The following is a 19,098-nucleotide window of genomic DNA, read 5'->3' on the forward strand; positions in this document are numbered from 1 at the left end:
GACTACTCGATGATGCTGGCATCAGAGCGTGCCGTCGCCGGATCAAAACGGCGGATCTGTAAAATAATGCCCAGTTTGGGATGATCCAGATAATGGATTTCGCCACTGATTAAGCGCCGGCTTTGTTTCACGTTAATGCTTTGCAGGCTGTTAGCCTGAGGGCGGCGCAGGTTAAAGTCGGTATTCACAAACAGATAACGATCCAAATGTAAGCGAAACAGGCCATCCAGTTGCCAGACCTGAGACGGTAAATTGGCCGCGCTTTGCTCCAGCCGCCGCTGTTCGTCAGTGCTGCTTTCCGGCTGGGTCAGCGCCACACCGGCCGCCAGTTGTTGCCGCCGGCTGGCGATCTGGGCCAGTAAATCGGCTTCCTGCTGCTCTTCTGTGGCAAACGCCAGATTGCTGTCCACTTCACTCGGCAGCGGCTGGCCCCAGTAATCAAATTGCTGGCTAAAGTTTTTGCCGGCAAACCAGCGGCTGGGGATCGCCCGGCGCTCTGTTACCGGTGCCTGACGCCACACCGTATGCAGTAATATCTGATGTTGGCGCTGTCGTCTTAACCGATTCACCACCTCATTAAGCTGAAAGGCGTTTTCGTCCGCCAGATAGGGCAGCGGCTGATGCAGGCCTTCGCCAAAGATCCGTACCGGCAGTTGTTCTGGCCAGTATTGATGTGGGGTGGCTTGTTCCAGCACAGCAGCCAGCAAGGCATCAGTGTTGTCACTCGCAAGCGGTGTCTGTTCTGTCGGCTGCGGCGTGCACTCTGCTGCCGGTGCAGCGTCACCCGGTATGGCTAAGCCTGTCGCATCGACAGCGTCCGGCGTTTGACATTCAGGATCTACCGGCAGCGGGATATAAAATCGTTCCGTCAGTAAATCGATATGCCGCCCCAGTCTGATTGGGGTCACCTGGGTAGGGAAATGTTCTTTCAGCGCACTGTCGCCGGTGCGTTCAAAAATAATCATTTCTACCTCAAACCAGCGTTCGTTGGCTTGCAGTGTCAGGGCGTTGACGAGTAAACAACTGCCAAGTAACAGCCGAAATTTCATTAATGTCCTACCTTATGTTTGGCCAGTTCGGCCAGCATATTACTGATAAGTTGTAACCGATCTTTGTAGTCCGCTGCGGCAATAGTAAAACGCAGCTTTTGACCCTGTTCCAGCTTAAAGATCCGCGACTGAGTCTGGATCAGCTGAATAATATAGGCCGGACTCACCAAAGTCCGATCTGCGAATTCTAGCACACCACCCTTGGCATTGGCTTCAATCCGTTTAATGCCAAGCTCCTGTGCTAACGTTTTAAATTGACTGAGCTGTACCAGGTGTTTGGCGGCGTCCGGTAATAATCCAAAGCGGTCGATTAATTCAACCTGAACCTCATCCAGTTCCTGCTCATTGCGCACGCTGGCCAGCTTTTTATAGAACGACAAGCGTAAATTAACATCCGGAATATAACTATCAGGTAATAGCGCCGGGATCTTTAAATCAATTTCTGTTTGCTGACTTAGCAGACTATCTAAACTGGGTTCACGGCCGGCTTTCAAAGCATGCACGGCTTCTTCCAGCATTTCCATGTAGAGCGTAAAGCCAACCGCTTCAATCTGACCGCTTTGCTCGTCGCCCAGCAGTTCACCAGCCCCGCGGATCTCCAGGTCGTGGGTAGCCAGCGCAAAGCCAGCGCCGAGATCTTCCAGGCTGGCAATAGCCTCCAGCCGCTTTTCCGCGTCCTTGGTTAAACGCTTCGGTGGCGGCGTTAACAGATAGGCATAGGCCTGATGGTGCGAGCGACCGACCCGGCCCCGTAACTGGTGCAGTTGCGCCAGGCCAAAGTTATCGGCGCGGTTAATAATAATGGTATTGGCAGTGGGGACATCGATACCGGTTTCAATAATGGTCGAACACAGCAGCAAGTTATAACGCTGATGATAGAAATCGGCCATAATCTGCTCCAGTTCGCGTTCGCGCAGTTGGCCATGGGCAATCGCAATATTGGCTTCCGGTACCAGCTCCAGCAAATCGCTGGCCATTTTCTCAATGCTGGCGACATCGTTATGCAGAAAGTACACCTGACCGCCGCGCAGAATTTCGCGCATGATGGCTTCGCGTAACAGACCATTTTCGAACTCGCGGACAAAGGTTTTCACTGCCAGCCGCCGGGCTGGTGGTGTGGCGATAATGGAGAGATCGCGCATGCCGGACATCGACATATTCAGGGTGCGTGGAATGGGAGTGGCGGTCAATGTCAGGATATCGATATTGGCACGCAGCGCCTTGATCTTCTCTTTTTGCCGTACGCCAAAGCGGTGTTCTTCGTCGACAATCAGTAACCCCAGATCGGCAAACTTAATATCGTCCTGCAGCAATTTATGGGTACCAATCAGAATATCGACCTTGCCCTGGCTCAGGTCGTCCAGAATGACTTTTTGCGCTTTACTGCTGACAAAGCGCGACAGTACTTCAACCCGTACCGGCCAGTTAGCGAAGCGATCTTTAAAGTTTTCAAAATGCTGCTGTGCCAGCAGAGTAGTCGGCACCAGTAGCGCGACCTGTTTTCCATCGTTAACTGCCACAAAAGCGGCGCGCATCGCCACCTCGGTTTTACCAAAGCCAACATCACCGCACACCAGCCGGTCCATCGGTTGCGGCTGTTGCATATCCTGCAACACGGCGCTAATGGCATCAAGCTGATCCGCGGTTTCTTCAAACGGGAAGCTGTCGGCAAAGGCGGCATACTGCTCCTGGTCCAGTTTGAACGCATAGCCCTGGTGGGCCGCACGCTGGGCGTATATATCCAGCAGCTCAGCGGCAACATCGCGCACCTTTTCTGCCGCCTTTTTGCGGGCCTTTTCCCAGGTATCGTTACCCAGCTTATGCAAGGGCGCATGCTCGGCATCACTGCCGGAATAGCGGCTCAATAAATGCAACGAGGTCACCGGCACATAGAGCTTGCTGCCACCGGCATATTCAATGGTGACAAACTCGGCGCTGATGCCGGCGGCGTCTAATACCTGTAAACCCTGATAACGGCCAATACCATGTTGTAAGTGCACCACCGGCTGACCAAGGCTCAGCTCCGCCAGATTACGGATAATGGTTTCTGAGGAAATCTGCTGGCTTTGTTTGCGTCGCCGGCGCTGGCTGATCTTCTGGCCAAACAGTTCGTTTTCGCTGATCAGTGCCAGCGGTGTGGCTAGCTGCAGCAGCGCACCTTGCTCCAGATTCCCCACCATCACGCCGAGATCATCATCAGCTTGCCAGAAAGCGGTCAGGCTGGGGTATTCGCGTAAATGCACCGCAGCTTTATGCAGCAGTTGCAGCAGACTTTCGCGCCGGCCTTCACTTTCCACCAGAAACAGGGCCCGGCCTTTTTGCTGCTTCAGGCTGAGCAAGAATGCCAGTAAAGCATCCAGTGGCTGCTTGAGCTGATGATTAATATTCAGTGCCGGTAGCTCTGCCACCGGTAAGTTGTGCATTCCGGCTTTGGCCGGCAGGCTGGCGCGGCTGAGTTTCAGTCTGGGTAGCCCTTTAAGCAGGCCAAACAGCTCATCTACCGCCAGATATAACTCCTGCGGCGGCAGAATTGGTCGCAGTAAATCGATGGCTCTGTCCTGATAGCGGCGCTTCAGTTCGCTCCAGAATTGCTGTGCGCTGTGTTCAATATCACCACAGATCAATACCTGGCTATTAGCCGGCAGATAGGCAAATAAGTTGCTGGTCGTCTCGGCAAATAACGGCAGATAATACTCGATCCCGGCTGGCAGGATGCCCTGGCTGACTTGCTGATACAGCGATTCTTTTTCGTTGCGGGCAGCAAAACGTTCGCGATAGCGCAGCCGGAAGCGCTCAATGGCGGCCTTATCGGTCGGGAACTCATGGGCTGGCAGCAGCGCGATGTGCGGCACTTTGTCCAGACTGCGCTGCGTATCCGGATCGAAAGTGCGGATGGCCTCGACTTCGTCATCAAAAAAATCAATCCGATAGGGGGTATGGGTCCCCATCGGAAACAGGTCAAGCAGCGAGCCACGTACAGAAAACTCGCCATGCTCCATCACCTGTTCTACATGGCGGTACCCGACGGCCGCCAGCTGTTGTTTCAGTGCTGTCAGATCCGTTTGCTGTTGTTCACGGATCAAAAAACTGTGTTGCTCCAGATGCTCCCGACCGGCAATTCTCAGTAGCAATGTGCTGACCGGCACAATCACCAGCGCCTGTTTTAGGCGTGGCAACTGATACAGGGTTTCCAGCCGCTGTGAAATAATATCCTGATGCGGGGAGAACACATCATAGGGCAGGGTTTCCCAATCCGGTAAGGTCAGTAACGGACACTGACTTGGTTGCAAAAACACCGCCAGTTCCTGCTCCAGACGCAGGGCTGCAGGGGTGTCCTGCACGATAAGCAGCGTAACTCCGGGCTGTTGTTGCAATAATTCGCTGATAAAAAGAGGTAGGGCGGCGCCCGTTAACTGGCCCAGGCTTTGCGGTTCGCTGGCGTTGACCAGGGCAGGAATAGTCGAAAAAAGCTGCATCTGAAGTTTAAACCTGTTATTTCTTAAAAACGGGGCGGGTCGCGGCTATTGCCAAATCACGAGCCCCGGCTTGCCGGTTGCTTGCTTACGTTAAGCGCTTGGGTTTCGTTCAACGCTCGGCGGCTTTTTGTTTCAGTTGCCGGGCTTGTTGTTGCAAACTGGCGCGAACCAGCAGTTCGCGGTCTTCGTCCCGGATCCGCATAAACACAACCTGAGTCAGATAGCCGTTTGCATCAGGCTCGCAACTTAGCACCTGCCCATAGCAGAACACAGCACCGGCATTGTCGGCCAAAAACAGTTTGATCTCCAGCACCGACAGCGGCACTAGTGCTTCCCGTGCCAAAAAGGTCAGGCCGGCACCACCATAGCTTAGCGTCTGGTAGCGATACTCAGCCAGATCCTGTTGCCGCAGCACATAATGTAACAGCAGATCGAGCTTATGCGCCTGCTGCTGCAGATAGTGCGCCAGCTCTTCTGCCAGTTCGCCCAGTCGCTGCAAGGAGCGCAGGGCGCTGATATTCAGCTGTCCGATATTACCGGCCAACAAAAATGGCTCCGGAATTGCCGCCTGAAATTGTGTTTCATCCGGCAGCGGACTGTGCGTCGGTTGGATATTGATGGCGATGGCGTGTTCCACTTTAAAAAACTGCGAAAAGGCCTCGGTCAATTGCTGCAATTCGGTGTCCATAGTTGTTACCTCAGGCTGCCGCTTGTTATTGTGCCGAATAGTCTCTATCATCGGCACCAGTCTGAATGCTAATTTATCATCTAACCGGCTCAAAGTCCTGAATTATCACATGCATCTGCCAGTCAGTCTCTACATAGGGCTAAGATATAGCCAAAGCCGAAAAGGCAATGCGTTTATCTCCTTTATTACTCTGTTTTCGGTTACCGGTATTTTGCTGGGCGTCATGGCCTTGACCATTGTCAGCTCGGTGATGAATGGCTTTGAAGCCGAACTTAAAAAACGCATTCTCGGCGTTATTCCGCATATTCTGCTAAAGCCTGCCGCGCCAGACAGCGACTGGCAGCAACACTTACAACAACAGTATCCGGTACTGGACGTCAGTCGCTTGCTACAAACCGAAGCCCTGATCCAGTCACCGCGGCAAATGACAGCAGTGATGCTGCAAGGCGTCGATGTCAGCGCTATCCCGCAATTTTTACAACATTCGCTGCTACTGGGCGACTGGCAAAGCCTGGATCAGCAGCGTTACAGCATTATGTTGGGCCGCGAGCTGGCCAAGCAATTGGATGTGCACCTGGGGCAACAGATCCGGGTGTTATTGGCGCAGGGTGGCAGTTATACGCCCCTGGGCTGGATGCCGCGGCAACGGTTATTCACGGTAGCCGGTTATCTGGATACCGGCTCTGAGCTGGATAGTGTGATAGCGATTACTGCACTGGATGATCTGAGTCGGCTACTGCCGGTAGAGCAGCGCGAGGTCAGCTGGCGGGTTAGCTTAGAGGAGCCTTTCCAGGCCCCGGTGCTGGCAGCGCAATTACAACAACAGGGACACTTTAGCCTGGTGCAGGACTGGCGGCAGAGTCATGGCAAATTGTTTGCTGCGGTAGCGATGGAAAAAGCCATGATGTCGCTGATGCTGCTGCTGATTGTTGCAGTAGCGGCTTTTAATATCGTGTCGGCGCTGGTGATGATGGTCACCGAAAAGCAAGCGGAAGTGGCGATCCTGAAAACCCAGGGTATGACCGATCGGGCATTGTTTACCGTCTTTGCCGTGCAAGGCTTCTTAAATGGCTTGATCGGCGCTCTGCTTGGCGTGGTGCTTGGCGTGCTGATCAGCTGGCAGCTTAATCCGTTACTGGCGTTATTTTCATTGCAGGTTGCTGGTGGGATCGAGTTACCGGTAGTGATGAAGCTATCGCAAATCCTCAGTATTTTTGCCAGTGCGCTGGGCCTGACGTTACTGGCAGTGCTGTATCCGGCCTGGCGGGCCGTTAAACTTAATCCGGCGGAAATTTTACGAGATGAATAAGGTGTTACAGGCCAGCGGGATCAGCAAAAGCTACCGTGATGGCAAGAATATAACCCAGGTGTTACATCAGGTCGATTTGGCTGTCCCTGTGGGTAAGATGGTGGCGATTGTCGGTAGCTCAGGCTCAGGTAAAAGTACCCTGTTGCATATTCTCGGTACCCTGGATCAGGCCGATAGCGGACAGCTGACCATTGCCGGTCAGGATGTCAGCCGCTTATCGGCCAATGCCAAAGCCCGGCTCAGAAATGAAAAGCTGGGTTTTATCTACCAGTTTCATCATCTGTTGATGGACTTTACGGCGCTGGAAAATGTGGCGATGCCGCTGCGGATCCGCGGCACTGCTACGGCACAGGCAGAGCAACAGGCTGCTACGTTATTACAGCGGGTAGGGCTGGGACATCGGATGCAGCACAAGCCTTCTGAGCTCAGTGGTGGTGAGCGGCAACGGGTGGCGATAGCCAGGGCGCTGGTTAATCAGCCGGCGTTAGTGCTGGCGGATGAACCGACCGGCAATCTCGATCAACAGGCTGCCGAGTCTATCTATCAGTTATTGCGCAGCCTGAATCAGGATTTAAAAACCAGCTTTATTGTCGTGACACACGACCGACAGCTGGCCTCAAGGCTTGATCAGCAATATCAAATGCACGACGGACACCTGCAACCATGTTAAGCCGCGCTCTTGTCTGGCAACTGGCCCGCCGTTACCGTTCAACCCGCCATACCAGTGGTTTTATCCGTTTTATTTCGGCGTCATCGACCCTGGGCATAGCACTGGGGGTGGCGATTCTGATCCTGGCATTATCCGTGATGAATGGTTTTGAGCAGGCATTAAAGCAACGTTTACTGGCGGTGATCCCGCATGTTGAGCTGGAGGCAGTGTCGAATCAACTGGATAACTGGCCCGATAAACTGCCTGCGTTAGCATCGGTACCGGGCGTGGTGGCAGTCGCCCCCTACATTAAAGCCAACGGTATGCTGCGTAAGGGTAATCAAATTAAGGCGGCACAGTTCCGTGGTATCGAGCTGGCGTTGGAGCAGCAAATCAGTGACTTTGCCGATTACCTGCAAAGTGGCAGCCTGCAAAGTCTGAACGATGAGCAGCTGGTGCTGGGCAGCGGTATAGCAGAACTGCTGCAATTAGAGGTCGGAGATAGCGTGCAGCTGATGTTGCCGCGTTTTACCGAGGATGGCCGGCTTGCCAGCTATTCCAATCGCCTGTTAACCGTTAGTGGTATTGTACATATGGGCGGGCAACTGGACCAGAGCCAGGTCTGGCTGTCGCTAACAGCGTTAAACAAATTTCTGGAAATGCCACCCGGCGCGGTACAGGGCTTTGCCTTCCGGCTGGACGATATTTTTGCTGCCCAGCAGATGGCCAGAACCCTGGGCCAGGTCTCAGAAGACTATGTCTATCTGCTCGACTGGTTCCGCACTCAGGGCCATGTCTATCAGGATATCCAACTGGTGCGCGGTATTTTGTATCTGGTGTTAACCCTGGTTATCGCAGTGGCCTGTTTTAATATAGTCGCAACGCTGGTGATGGCAGTGCGGGAAAAGGAATCGGATATCGCGATCTTACTGACCATGGGCATGCAGCCTGCCAGGATAATCAAAGTATTTGTGCTGCTCGGCTCTTTAAATGGCGTGGTCGGCACTCTGAGCGGCGCGCTCTGTGGTGTACTACTGGCGCTGAATATCGAACAGATTTTTTACTGGGTAACCCAGGCACTGGGTCGCTCTTTGCTCGACCCCAGTATCTACTTTATCGATTTTATTCCGTCGCTGCTGCAGTGGCAGGATGTTGCAGTAACAGTGGCGCTGGCGCTGGGGCTGAGTACCCTGGCGACGCTTTATCCGGCTTATCGTGCCAGTTTGGTTAATCCGGCGCGGGTGCTGGGGCAGCGTTAATACCGGTTAAGGGGCATCTTCAGGGGGTTGCTGTTTATTGCGTCGCAGCAATAAACGGCTGAGTTTTTCCTTGCGGATTGAAAAACGCCACAGCCAGTCAATGGCAAAATAGCCGACGATACTGGCAGTAATCCCCATCAGCAGGCAGCCAGTTACCAGTGGCTTACCGATCGTTTGCATACTGTGCCACAGCCAGGCAAAGCTGGCTTCGAAGGCAAAGGGTTCGGCCGGCGCTGCTAATACCACAGTGCCAACCAGATAACACAGGTACAGCATAACCGGCATCGTCAAAGGGTTAGAAACCCAGACCAGCGCCACCGACAGCGGCAGATTAACCCGCAACGGCACTGCCATCACCGCCGAAAATACCATTTGAAATGGCAGTGGCATCCAGGCCCAGAATAAACCCACAGCAAAGGCGCCGCGCGCTGAACGGCGGTTCAGATGCCAGAGGTTGCCATCATGCAGCATGGTCCCGAACAGATTCAGGATTTTCATCTGCTTGATTTTTTCCGGCGATGGTAAATATTTCTTAATAGTTTTCTTTGGCATTACAACTCATTTACAGAAAGTAAATATGCACAGACTTTGCTTGGGTGTGCTGGTTGGCTGTCTATTGTCGTTATTTTTACCTGTTCTACCAGCTTTTTCGCAAATAATTTTTTTGTTGCTGATACTCTGTTGCGGCTATTGGCGAAGTTGGTTTTTTGCCGGTTTTTTTCTCTACTTGCTAAGCTGGCATTGGCAACTAGCCGATTATCTAAAAAGTCAGCAGCATCTTTTGGGTTTCGGGCATAGCTATTATCAGGTAGAGATAGTAGAAATTTCCGTACTGACGGATAGCACCCAATTGCAAGTTAAGTTCCAGCGGTCGGAGGCCGCAGGGTACCTTGCCCGTGTTAGCTGGCATCAGGCTCCTCCCTTACGAGTTGGCGAACAGTGGCGTTTACCACTGCAGCTTAAAAGACCTCAGTCCCGGTTTAATCCGGGGATGCGAAACATCGAGTTGCAGTTTCTGGTCTCAGGTATTCTTGCTGAAGGGTATGTCAACCGAACACTGCCGGCAATTAAACTTAAAGCAAACCGCTCAGCCAGGCCGGTGTTGCTCGATCGGCTTGAGCCTTATTTTCAAGACCGGCGTACCAGCGCCTTGCTGAAAGCATTAACGACCGGGCAACGTGATTTTAGCCCTCAATTATGGCAAGGACTGAAAAACAGCGGACTTGGGCATTTGTTAGTGATTTCAGGATTACATATCAGCCTTGTCTACGGTTGGAGTGTGTTGCTGTTGCAGAAAATATTGCGATTGCAACGATGGCGATATTCAACCGACCTTAGCTGGGTTGTCGCTTTGTTGCCAACGCTCGCATTTGTCTGGCTGGCAGGTTTTGCTATTCCAACTCTGCGAGCAGCTATTGCATTACTGATACTGTTAGTTGGACGTCTTTTAATCAGGCCTGCTAGCTTGATGGGGTATTGGTGCTTGCTATGCAGCAGTTTGCTGCTGGTAGCACCATTTTGGGCACTTAGCGTGAGTTTTTGGCTGTCTATACTCGCTGTTGGTTTTATTTTGTTTGTCGTTTGGCTACTTGGCGCTCCCGCAGGCAGTTATTTGCAGAAAGTTAAGTACTTCTTACTATTTCATTTGCTGCTTACCAGTTTGATGTCATTACTGACGTTAACGTTTTTCTCCGGCTTTAGTCTATTAGCCTGGTTATCGAATATGCTATTCGTCCCCTGGTGTACATTAGTAGCCATACCGACGTTATTATTAACGTTAAGCTATACTCTGCTTGGATTGCCTTATGCAGACTGGCTTTGGCAGCTCGCCGACATCTTGTTAACACCACTTTGGCTTTGGCTGGATTGGACGGGTACTAAAAATGTATGGTGGAGTTTGCCACACCTACAGCGCCCGCTATCGCTGGTTTTGACATTCGGGCTGCTTGCAATGCTAATGCTGCGCCCATCAAAACCTATCTGGTGTTTAGCAGCGACAACCCTGGTATTGGTAGTAGTACCAGCATCGACAACGGCACCAAGACTTACCTTACTCGACGCAGGGCAACGAACCATCTTACTGATACGTCAGCCAGGCTTGAGTTTGCTGTATCTGGATATTCCGGCGGAATTCGCAGAACAAGCTATTCGACAACAATTGCTGCCGCTATTGCAATATTATCAGGTGCGACAATTGACTGCCGTGGTGTGGCCAGGCGCCAGGCCTGCGATTCAACCTGCGGTCAATTTGTTGCAACAATATTATCCAAGACTTGAGTTTTACAGTGCAATTGCCAGTGACGAATTTCTGCCCTGTTCCGTTTTGGCCGAGCGGTATCCCAAGTTGATTCGTCATTGGGTGCTGCCAGAGGACGATCCATGCAGCTTGAGTATTGACCTTAATAACTGGCAGTTGTTAATGCCCGGCAATCTTTCGCAACAGACTGAACAACGACTACTACAACTATATCCGGAATTGTCTGCTGATTTGTATTTACTCGCCGATTATGGCCGGCAGTCAGTGAATAGTCTGGCGTTCCTGCAGCATTTGGCCCCCGTGCAATTACTATTGGCAGCCGAAAGCCGCGGCCGTCATCGTTACCCGGTAAAGGTGATACGACAGAGATTAACTCTGTTAAATTTGTCGCTTTATCACAGCGGTGAAGAAGGAGCTATCGAAATTAGTTTTTACCCGGAGTATTTGTTATGGCAAGCTGAACGCCAAAGACGTTGGCCACGCTGGCTAGAAAAGCCAACAGAGTAGCTGAAAGTCAGATTGGAACACGTTAGAATATAACAAGAACAATAAAAGGTGCTTATTTTGCAATCAGATAACGATTCAGGCATGGCGGTCTACCGTCGTTTACTAGGCTACTTAAAACCTTATCGTTTAGGTTTTTTTGCGGCTATTGCGGGCATGGTCGGCTACTCTGCCGTTGATGCTGGCTTTATTGCGTCCTTGCAACCCTTTATCGATCGCGGTATTCAGGATAAAGATACTGATTTTTTGAAATACGCGCCATTAATCGTCATTCTCATGTTTATTCTGCGCGGTATTTTCCATTTTACAGCGACTTACTGTATGAGCTGGGTCGGTAATCAAATTGTTAAGGACATTCGGCAACAATTGTTTGGTCATATGATGCGCCTGCCGGTCAGTTTTCATGACAAACACTCCACTGGCGAGCTGATCTCAAAAATTACCTACGACGCCGAGCAGATTAAACAATCCCTTACTAAGGCGCTGATCGTGCTGGTACGTGACGGCGCCCTGGTGGTTGGCCTGATTTTCGTTATGTTCTGGTATAGCTGGCAGTTGTCACTAATCTTCTTTCTGATTGCGCCGGTGATCGCCGTCATCGTCAGCCTGGTATCAAAGCGCTTCCGGCAATTGAGTCATAAGATCCAACATGCGATGGGCGGTGTTACCACCGCCTCTGAGCAGATGTTAAATGGCCATAAGGTGATCCTGTCTTTTGGTGGCCAGCAACTGGAAGATCAACGTTTTGCCGAGGTGAATAACCAGACCCGTTTGCAAGGGGTCAAAATGGACTCAACCTCGGCCATCAGCTCGGGTGTGATCCAACTGATCGCCTCCTTCGCACTGGCGTTTGTCGTCTTTATGGCAAGTCAGCCAGAAATGCTGGAGACGCTGACGCCGGGTATTTTCTCATCCATCGTCACGGCGATGGTGATGATGCTAAAACCGCTAAAGCAATTGACCACCGTCAACAGTGAGTTTCAACGTGGTTTAGCTGCGGCTGCCAGTATTTTTAAGATCCTGGATCAACTGACGGAGCAGGAAACCGGCCGGATAGAGCTCAAAGCTGCCAGGGGCGATATCAGCTTTAGCCATGTCAGTTTTCATTACCCGGGACATCAACAACAGGTATTAAAGGATCTCAGCTTCAGTATCAAAGCCGGACAAACGGTGGCCCTGGTCGGGCGCTCCGGCAGTGGCAAAACCACGATATCCAGTCTGCTGCCGCGTTTTTACGAAGTAGAGCAGGGCGAAATCCTGCTCGATGGGCAAAATATTCAGAGTTACACCCGGGCCTCGTTGCGCAGTCAAATCGCGGTGGTGTCGCAGCATGTGATGCTGTTTAACGATACTATTGCCAATAATATTTGCTATGGCATGCCCAGTCCGGTCAGCCGCGAGCAGCTGCTTGATGTGGCGGAGAAAGCACATGTGCTCGAATTTACCGATAAGCTGCCGGATGGGTTGGATACGCAAATTGGTGAGAATGGTGTCAGTTTGTCGGGCGGCCAGCGCCAGCGCATTGCCATTGCCCGCGCCCTGCTACGTCAGGCGCCGGTGCTGATTCTGGATGAAGCGACCTCGGCACTGGATACCGAGTCAGAGCGAAAAATTCAGGCGGCACTGGATGTGTTATTAAAGGGCCGCACCAGCATTGTGATTGCGCACCGCTTATCGACGATTGAAAAAGCAGACAATATTATTGTGATGGATCAAGGACGTATTCTGGAGCAGGGCACCCATCAGCAATTGCTGGCAAAGGACGGTGCCTATGCCTCCTTGCATAAACTGCAGTTTGGTGGCGACGCATGAACCTGTTAGAGCAAGCCTGGTATAAAAAACACTGGTGGTGCGCCTTATTGCTGCCGTTTAGCGCCTTGTTCTATCTGGTTAGCAGTGTCCGGCGCTTATTGTTTCGCGCTGGGGTGCTAAAGACAGAAAGATTGCCGGTACCGGTGCTGATTGTCGGCAATATCACGGTAGGCGGCACCGGCAAGACGCCTTTTACGATTTGGTTGTGTGACTATCTGCGGCAGCGGGGTTATACACCCGGCATTATTTCACGTGGTTATGGTGGTAAGGTTAAGGCGCCGCGGCTGGTCACTGAGTTGGATAGTCCGGCGCTGGTTGGCGACGAACCCCTGTTACTGGCGCAGCGCAGCGGCTGTCCCATAGTGGTGTCACCCGATCGGGTAGCGGCGGGGCGTTTTTTGCTGGAGAAGCGACCACAGGTTGATATTATTATTTCCGATGATGGTTTACAGCATTACCGTCTGGCCCGGGATCTGGAAATCGTGTTGCTGGATGGGCAACGCGGCCTGGGCAACGGCTGGTTATTACCGGCCGGGCCGCTACGGGAATTACCAAAGCGCCTTGCCAGTGTCGATCTGGTGATTGCCAATAGTGGTAGCTCAGCGCTTGCTGCTGGCGAAATCAAGCTCAGTTCTGCGGCAGCATCGCCGTTATTGCCCGATGCGGAGCCACTGACGCCTGACACCGAGATTCAACTGGTTGCAGGCATTGGCAATCCGTTACGCTTTAAAGCCTCAGCTGAACAGGCTGGATTTAAAATCAAACATTGTCACTTCTGGCCCGATCATCACCCTTTTCAGGCGGATGACTTTAACATGGTCTCAGGTCCGATCCTGATGACGGAAAAAGATGCGGTAAAATGCCGCAAATTTGCCCGGCCTGACTGGTATTATTTACCCGTGCAGGCGGAGCCGGACGCGGCAGTCGTCGCCCGTCTGGACGCCTTATTAAATACTTTGGGAATTCGTTATGGCACTCAATCCGGCATTGACTGATATCCTGGCCTGCCCGGTCTGCAAGGGTAAACTGAAATACGACAAAGACGGTCAGCGCTTGATCTGTACGCTGGATCGGCTGGCCTATCGTTTAAGTAATAACATTCCGGTATTACTGGCCAATGAAGCCACCATATTAAGCGCTGAAGAGTGTGAAAAATGGCGTTCCTAGTGGTGATACCGGCGCGCTACGCCAGTAGCCGCCTGCCAGGTAAACCCCTGGCTGATATCAACGGTAAAACGATGATTGAACGGGTATACCGCCAGGCGTTGCAAAGTGGTGCGGCCCGGGTGCTGGTGGCAACCGACGATCAGAGGATTAAAGCGGTTGTGGAAGGTTTTGGTGGTGAGGTTTGTGTTACTGCCACTCACCACAACTCCGGTACTGAGCGTTTGGCAGAAGTGGTGACGAAGCTGGGGCTACCGGCAGAGACTATAGTCGTTAATGTGCAGGGCGATGAACCCTTTATTCCACCGGCATTAATCGGTCAGGTGGCGGCAAATCTGGCGGCTCAGCAGCGGGCTCGGATGGCCACGCTGGCAGTGCCGCTTGGCGATGCCAGCGAAATCGCCAATCCTAATATCGTTAAAGTGGTGACCGACCAACAAGGTTATGCGCTGTATTTTAGCCGTTCGGTGATCCCCTTTGATCGCGATCAGGCGTTTCAAGCCGAGCTTGCTCAGCATTACCGGCGGCATATCGGCATCTATGCCTACCGCGCCGGTTTTATTCAGGATTACGTACGCTGGCCGGTGTCTACCCTGGAGCGGCTGGAAGCGCTGGAGCAATTGCGGGTGCTGTGGCAGGGTGAAGCCATCCATGTTGCCGATGCCATAGCGCCGCCGGCGATGGGGGTGGATACTGCCGAGGATCTGGCAAGGGCCATCGCCCATGCTAAAACCTATGACTGATGCTTTTCAGATAGTGGCGCAAACCGACGATTTCTATGTTCTGAATAAAGCCGCCGGTGTCAGTTTTCATTCTGAGCAAGGCCCCGGCCTGGTGGCGTTGGCCGAGCAACAGCTGGCACAAAAGCTTTATCCGGTGCATCGGCTGGATAAAGTCACCTCTGGCTTGCTGTTACTGGCACGCCGGCCTGAGGTAGCGGCTGAGTTAACCCGGTTATTTGCCAAGCGGCAGGTGCAGAAATGCTATCTGGCACTTAGTGCGGCGCGACCACAAAAAAAGCAAGGCTGGGTCAAGGGCCCCATGCAACCGGCGCGGCGTGGCGCCTGGCGTCTTGGTCAGGGCGAGCAAGCGCCTGCGGTGACCTATTTTGTCAGCCAGGGCTATCAGGATGCACCGTTTCGGGCTTTTCTGTTAAAACCTTTCACCGGTAAAACCCATCAGTTAAGAGTGGCGCTAAAGAGCGTCGGGGCTGCTATTCTGGGTGATGAACTCTATGGTGGTGCAGTAGCAGATCGGGTCTACCTGCATGCCTATGCGCTCAGCTTCAGCTTGTTCGGCAAGCAGTATCAGTTCCAGGTATTACCTGATAGCGGCGCGGCCTTTGCTGAACTATTGCAACTTGGCTTGCCATCAAGCTGGTTAACGCCGGCTGATTTTCCCTGGCCATCTGCTCCTGCGCAGTTGGCTGCTTGTTCAGATCAGGATGAATAATGTCAGATTATGAAACCCGTTTTGCCGGTATTGCCCGGCTTTATGGTCAGACCGCATTGCAGCAATTTCGCCAGGCGCATGTGGTGGTGATAGGTATTGGTGGTGTGGGCAGCTGGGCGGCAGAGGCTTTGGCCCGCTCTGGTATTGGCGAGCTGACCTTGATTGATTTGGATGATGTCTGTGTCAGCAATATTAATCGCCAATTACATGCGCTGACTGCAACAGTGGGGCAGGATAAGGTTGCGGTAATGGCAGAGCGGATCCATCAGATCAACCCGGAATGTGTGGTACATCAGGTAGCGGATTTTATCGCAGCTGATAATCTGGCACAGTTATTACACGGCAAAATTGATTATGTGCTGGATGCGATTGATGCCGTGAAAGCCAAAACAGCATTAATTGCCTGGTGTAAGCGGCGCAAGATCCCGCTGATCACCACAGGCGGCGCCGGAGGTCAACTTGACCCGACGCAGATCCAAATCGCCGATCTGACACAGGCCTACAACGACCCGCTGTTAGCGAAGGTACGCAATATGCTGCGACGTGATCATCAGTTTAGCCGCAATCCCAAGCGGCGTTTTGGCGTCGATTGTGTATTTTCAACCGAGCAGTTACGTTATCCGGCCGCTGACGGCAGTGTTTGTCAGCAAAAGCCGGATAATGGCGGGGCTATGCGGCTGGATTGCAGCGGCGGTTTTGGTGCCGCCACTGTTGTGACGGCCAGTTTTGGTTTTGCTGCAGTGTCGCGCCTGTTAGTCAAACTGGTCCGCAAGGGTGTAAGCGAGCAACAAGCTGAGCACAATCCAGGGTAACTTACTACGTTGTTGGTCACTGCGGTGCTGGCGTAATTGCCGCAGCGCCAGCAAGGCTTGCTTACCATCTTTACCGAGTAAGCCATGGCTTAGTTCCAGTAACGGATAAACTAACCACATCTGCTCGACCACCGCCAGACTATCGCGCCATACCCGTCCAGGCGCGAGGCGGCGATACTCGGTAATGACTTCTTCAATCAGCGGATCTGTGTGCTCAAGATAGCGATACAGGCCATGGATAAAGATCAGTACATCCCGCACCATACACTGGTCAATACTCAGTTGTTGATGCGGATTTTCTTCAAAATCAATAAAGCCAATCTGCTTACCATCCCAACACAGGTCGCGTAATGCCGGCCGGCCATGCCAGCGATTATGCTGATGCAATTTAGCCAGCGCCGCTGCTGCCCGCAGCAAAATCTCGCGTCGCTGTTTGGCGTCGGGTTGTGCTTCCGTTAGCCAGTACTTTAGTGAGGGCCCGACATCGGAGAGCACCAGGTATTCTTCCGACGCGACCAAAACCCGCGGCACATTAAAACCCAGGCTACCCAGCAGCTGTAAGCGTTTAGCTTCGCCGGCCAGTGCGGCAACAGTTTCAATACTGGGAAAGTACAGCGGATTAGAGCTCAGGCTGGCAATAAGTTTTGGTAACACGCGGCGCCAAGCCGGCAGGGCAGGCTCCTGCTGTTTTATCCAAAGCTTTTGGCCTTGCCAGTTAAAGCTGAACGAGCGCTGTGGTTGTTGTTGCCGTAACTGCAGACTGAATTCAGGAAGAGAGAGATTATCCATAGCGCGACCCCGATAAGCCTGGGCATAGAGTGCGCCCAGGGTGCGGCATTAAAGCTTATTACAGCTGAATTTAGGCTGAATACCGGCTACGTCAGCGAGTAACTAACGGCGAGTGTTAAGCTTTAATAGTACTCTGAATACGTTGCAGCATCATAGTCAGGCCATTGCCCCGGGATTGACTCAGGTAAGGGCGCAGGTTTAGCGCGTCAAAATGGCGACTGAGATCCAGTTCGGCCAGTTCAGCGCCGGTTTTACCATTCACAAAACAGAGCATTATCGCCAACAGGCCTTTAACGATACGGGCTTCACTGTCCAGTACAAAATAATGTTTACCGCTTACCGGCTCCTGATAGTGCAGCAGCCAGGCCCGGCTTTCACAGCCACGTACCAGATATTCAGTCTGGCGCATTTTCTCCGGTAGGGCAGGTAATTGCTTGCCCAATTGCATTAACAACCGGTATTTGCTCTGCCAATCAGCAGGTTGTTGCAGCAAAGGTAGCTCGTGCTCTGCGATCTGCTGCAGGCCGGTGGCGGTGTCGGCAATAAGTTGTTGTAGCATGGTTACCTCAGGATCTCAGTGGCTGCCGCTAATGCCTGCAGGGTGACATCGACCTCGGCCGGTAAATTATAAGGTGCAAAAGCAAAACGCACCGCGCCTGGCAATTGCAGTGCGGCAAATAATGGCATGGCGCAGTGGCTGCCGGCACGCACGGCTATTTTTTGCTCATTTAACAACATCGCCAGATCGTTTGGATGCTCTCCGGCCAGCTGCAAACTGACAATACCGGCGCTCTGCTCAACCCTGGTTAAGGGCCTCAGACCGGGGATTTGACTAAGCCCAGCAGCAAATTGTTGTAATAATTCGCCTTTATACTGATTTATTTGCCGAGCGTCAAACTGCCGGATAAAGTCAATAGCCGCTGCCAGGCCGATGGCGCCGGCAATATTAGGCGTGCCGGCTTCTAGCCGGGCCGGTAGCGCAGCAAAGCTAGAGCGCTGAAAGCTAACATCGCTAATCATCTCGCCTCCGCCCAGCAGGGGCTTTAATTGTTCCAGATATCGCTGTTTACCGTATAAGACACCAATACCAGTAGGACCATAGAGCTTATGACCGGAGAAACAGTAAAAGTCCACTGGCCATAGTTGCACATCCGGTACCTGCCAGCTCACGCCCTGAGCCCCATCCACTATGGTAATTGCACCTGCGGCTTTAGCAGCCTGTAACATGCTTCCTATGGGCAGGATATGCCCCAGAGCATTGGATACCTGGGTAAGGCTGACGATCTTAGGTTTGAGCGCCAATAACTGCTGGTAGACGTCAAGGTCAGGCATTAACTGCGGGTCCAATGGGATCACATCCAGCTGTACACCATGACTCTGGCAATGTAGCTGCCAGGGTACGATATTGGCATGATGTTCCAAGGCAGAAATTAGGATCCGATCGCCAGGCTTGAGTACAGTATCCATTAAACCAAAGGCCAGCTGGTTAAAGGCGGCAGTGGTGCCGCTGGTAAAAATGATCTCTGAGCGGCTTGCCGCGTTCAGAAATTGCTGTACCTTGTCCCGGGCCGCTTCAAAAGCGGCGGTGGCATGCTGGCTTAGCTGGTGGGCACCGCGATGCACATTGCTGTTTTGTCGCTGATAGAATGCTAATTCGGCGTCGATCACCTGCTGTGGTTTCTGGCTGGTGGCTGCGGTGTCCAGATAGACCCAGTCCGGGTTATTGTTAAAAAACGGAAAAAACTGCCGGAAGGCCAGGGCATCAAAACTTGACATGAGAACTTTGGACTCCATAACACCAATGGCATAATTATGCCAATTTATGGCCAATTTATCGAATCAGAGCTTGCATAAAAATGCAAAAAATAAAAAAGCGGC

The 19,098-nt window shown here is 52.4% G+C and carries 17 protein-coding genes; 10 read left to right on the plus strand and 7 right to left on the minus strand.

The annotated features are described in order from the left end of the window. Nucleotides 1-2: 2 nt before the first annotated feature. From AJE_RS16790 to AJE_RS16800, 3 genes are all read right to left on the minus strand, one after another. Entirely contained in the window at nt 3-1,049 is a 1,047-nt protein-coding gene (locus tag AJE_RS16790; protein WP_008951848.1) for a CsiV family protein, read from the minus strand. Continuing rightward, entirely contained in the window at nt 1,049-4,525 is a 3,477-nt protein-coding gene (mfd, locus tag AJE_RS16795) for a transcription-repair coupling factor (protein ID WP_008951849.1), read from the minus strand. Before mfd ends, AJE_RS16790 begins: the two co-directional genes overlap by 1 nt. 109 nt (nt 4,526-4,634) lie before the next feature. Then, nucleotides 4,635-5,213, minus strand: a complete 579-nt coding sequence (locus AJE_RS16800) for a PilZ domain-containing protein (RefSeq protein ID WP_039928970.1) — start codon at nt 5,211-5,213, stop codon at nt 4,635-4,637. Nucleotides 5,214-5,322: 109 nt separating this feature from the next. Between AJE_RS16800 and AJE_RS16805 the strand changes: the two genes are divergently transcribed. From AJE_RS16805 to AJE_RS16815, 3 genes are read left to right on the plus strand one after another with little or no spacing between them, the layout of a single operon-like run. Further along, nucleotides 5,323-6,522 (plus strand): lipoprotein-releasing ABC transporter permease subunit, encoded by a 1,200-nt coding sequence (locus tag AJE_RS16805; RefSeq protein ID WP_008951851.1) that lies wholly within the window; start codon nt 5,323-5,325, stop codon nt 6,520-6,522. Then, the gene (gene lolD, locus AJE_RS16810; protein ID WP_008951852.1) at nt 6,515-7,192 is read left to right on the plus strand and encodes a lipoprotein-releasing ABC transporter ATP-binding protein LolD; all 678 of its coding nucleotides are present in this window, start codon (nt 6,515-6,517) and stop codon (nt 7,190-7,192) included. The genes AJE_RS16805 and lolD overlap by 8 nt, the downstream gene beginning before the upstream one ends. Beyond that, nucleotides 7,186-8,430: a lipoprotein-releasing ABC transporter permease subunit gene (locus AJE_RS16815; RefSeq protein WP_008951853.1), complete on the plus strand. Its 1,245-nt coding sequence runs from the start codon at nt 7,186-7,188 to the stop codon at nt 8,428-8,430. Before lolD ends, AJE_RS16815 begins: the two co-directional genes overlap by 7 nt. Nucleotides 8,431-8,436: 6 nt before the next feature. On the opposite strand, the gene AJE_RS16820 is transcribed toward AJE_RS16815, so the two are convergent. Then, nucleotides 8,437-8,982, minus strand: coding sequence for a DUF2062 domain-containing protein (locus AJE_RS16820; RefSeq protein ID WP_008608240.1), 546 nt, complete (start codon nt 8,980-8,982; stop codon nt 8,437-8,439). Between the two features lie 439 nt (nt 8,983-9,421). Here AJE_RS16820 and AJE_RS16825 point away from each other — a divergent pair, with 439 nt between their 5' ends. The 7 genes from AJE_RS16825 to tcdA all read left to right on the plus strand — a co-directional run bounded on the left by AJE_RS16825 (nt 9,422) and on the right by tcdA (nt 16,431). Continuing rightward, nucleotides 9,422-11,194, plus strand: coding sequence for a ComEC/Rec2 family competence protein (locus AJE_RS16825; RefSeq protein WP_237709390.1), 1,773 nt, complete (start codon nt 9,422-9,424; stop codon nt 11,192-11,194). 81 nt (nt 11,195-11,275) lie between these two features. Beyond that, nucleotides 11,276-13,003 carry a lipid A export permease/ATP-binding protein MsbA gene (gene msbA / locus AJE_RS16830; RefSeq protein ID WP_193353322.1) on the plus strand — a complete coding sequence of 576 codons (1,728 nt, stop codon included), beginning with the start codon at nt 11,276-11,278 and terminating at the stop codon, nt 13,001-13,003. After that, nucleotides 13,000-13,998 carry a tetraacyldisaccharide 4'-kinase gene (gene lpxK, locus AJE_RS16835; RefSeq protein WP_008608244.1) on the plus strand — a complete coding sequence of 333 codons (999 nt, stop codon included), beginning with the start codon at nt 13,000-13,002 and terminating at the stop codon, nt 13,996-13,998. The genes msbA and lpxK overlap by 4 nt, the downstream gene beginning before the upstream one ends. Beyond that, nucleotides 13,973-14,170, plus strand: coding sequence for a Trm112 family protein (locus tag AJE_RS16840; protein WP_008608245.1), 198 nt, complete (start codon nt 13,973-13,975; stop codon nt 14,168-14,170). The genes lpxK and AJE_RS16840 overlap by 26 nt, the downstream gene beginning before the upstream one ends. Next, nucleotides 14,158-14,910: a 3-deoxy-manno-octulosonate cytidylyltransferase gene (kdsB, locus tag AJE_RS16845; RefSeq protein WP_008951856.1), complete on the plus strand. Its 753-nt coding sequence runs from the start codon at nt 14,158-14,160 to the stop codon at nt 14,908-14,910. The genes AJE_RS16840 and kdsB overlap by 13 nt, the downstream gene beginning before the upstream one ends. Next, a complete protein-coding gene (locus tag AJE_RS16850; RefSeq protein WP_039928966.1) occupies nt 14,903-15,619 on the plus strand; it encodes a pseudouridine synthase in 717 nt (238 codons plus the stop codon). Before kdsB ends, AJE_RS16850 begins: the two co-directional genes overlap by 8 nt. Further along, the gene (gene tcdA / locus AJE_RS16855) at nt 15,619-16,431 is read left to right on the plus strand and encodes a tRNA cyclic N6-threonylcarbamoyladenosine(37) synthase TcdA (protein WP_008951858.1); all 813 of its coding nucleotides are present in this window, start codon (nt 15,619-15,621) and stop codon (nt 16,429-16,431) included. Before AJE_RS16850 ends, tcdA begins: the two co-directional genes overlap by 1 nt. Here tcdA and AJE_RS18025 read toward each other — a convergent pair. The 3 genes from AJE_RS18025 to AJE_RS16870 form a co-directional block, all read right to left on the minus strand. Continuing rightward, nucleotides 16,372-17,220, minus strand: a complete 849-nt coding sequence (locus tag AJE_RS18025; RefSeq protein ID WP_050858402.1) for a BUD32 family EKC/KEOPS complex subunit — start codon at nt 17,218-17,220, stop codon at nt 16,372-16,374. The genes tcdA and AJE_RS18025 overlap by 60 nt on opposite strands. Before the next feature lie 115 nt (nt 17,221-17,335). Further along, nucleotides 17,336-17,779, minus strand: a complete 444-nt coding sequence (locus AJE_RS16865) for a SufE family protein (protein WP_008951860.1) — start codon at nt 17,777-17,779, stop codon at nt 17,336-17,338. 2 nt (nt 17,780-17,781) lie between these two features. Next, the gene (locus tag AJE_RS16870; RefSeq protein ID WP_008951861.1) at nt 17,782-18,996 is read right to left on the minus strand and encodes an aminotransferase class V-fold PLP-dependent enzyme; all 1,215 of its coding nucleotides are present in this window, start codon (nt 18,994-18,996) and stop codon (nt 17,782-17,784) included. Nucleotides 18,997-19,098 lie beyond the last annotated feature (102 nt).

This window comes from Alishewanella jeotgali KCTC 22429 (genome assembly GCF_000245735.1).
Taxonomy (GTDB): domain Bacteria; phylum Pseudomonadota; class Gammaproteobacteria; order Enterobacterales; family Alteromonadaceae; genus Alishewanella; species Alishewanella jeotgali.

Coding starts and splice junctions, on each gene's coding strand:
- lpxK (WP_008608244.1), top strand. CDS start 13,000: ATGAACCTGTTAGAGCAAGCCTGGTATAAAAAACACTGGTGGTGCGCC.
- AJE_RS16850 (WP_039928966.1), top strand. CDS start 14,903: ATGACTGATGCTTTTCAGATAGTGGCGCAAACCGACGATTTCTATGTT.
- AJE_RS16870 (WP_008951861.1), bottom strand. CDS start 18,996: ATGTCAAGTTTTGATGCCCTGGCCTTCCGGCAGTTTTTTCCGTTTTTT.
- tcdA (WP_008951858.1), top strand. CDS start 15,619: ATGTCAGATTATGAAACCCGTTTTGCCGGTATTGCCCGGCTTTATGGT.
- kdsB (WP_008951856.1), top strand. CDS start 14,158: ATGGCGTTCCTAGTGGTGATACCGGCGCGCTACGCCAGTAGCCGCCTG.
- lolD (WP_008951852.1), top strand. CDS start 6,515: ATGAATAAGGTGTTACAGGCCAGCGGGATCAGCAAAAGCTACCGTGAT.
- AJE_RS16865 (WP_008951860.1), bottom strand. CDS start 17,779: ATGCTACAACAACTTATTGCCGACACCGCCACCGGCCTGCAGCAGATC.
- AJE_RS16840 (WP_008608245.1), top strand. CDS start 13,973: ATGGCACTCAATCCGGCATTGACTGATATCCTGGCCTGCCCGGTCTGC.
- AJE_RS16825 (WP_237709390.1), top strand. CDS start 9,422: ATGCGAAACATCGAGTTGCAGTTTCTGGTCTCAGGTATTCTTGCTGAA.
- mfd (WP_008951849.1), bottom strand. CDS start 4,525: ATGCAGCTTTTTTCGACTATTCCTGCCCTGGTCAACGCCAGCGAACCG.
- AJE_RS16800 (WP_039928970.1), bottom strand. CDS start 5,213: ATGGACACCGAATTGCAGCAATTGACCGAGGCCTTTTCGCAGTTTTTT.
- msbA (WP_193353322.1), top strand. CDS start 11,276: ATGGCGGTCTACCGTCGTTTACTAGGCTACTTAAAACCTTATCGTTTA.
- AJE_RS18025 (WP_050858402.1), bottom strand. CDS start 17,220: ATGGATAATCTCTCTCTTCCTGAATTCAGTCTGCAGTTACGGCAACAA.
- AJE_RS16820 (WP_008608240.1), bottom strand. CDS start 8,982: ATGCCAAAGAAAACTATTAAGAAATATTTACCATCGCCGGAAAAAATC.
- AJE_RS16805 (WP_008951851.1), top strand. CDS start 5,323: ATGCATCTGCCAGTCAGTCTCTACATAGGGCTAAGATATAGCCAAAGC.
- AJE_RS16815 (WP_008951853.1), top strand. CDS start 7,186: ATGTTAAGCCGCGCTCTTGTCTGGCAACTGGCCCGCCGTTACCGTTCA.
- AJE_RS16790 (WP_008951848.1), bottom strand. CDS start 1,049: ATGAAATTTCGGCTGTTACTTGGCAGTTGTTTACTCGTCAACGCCCTG.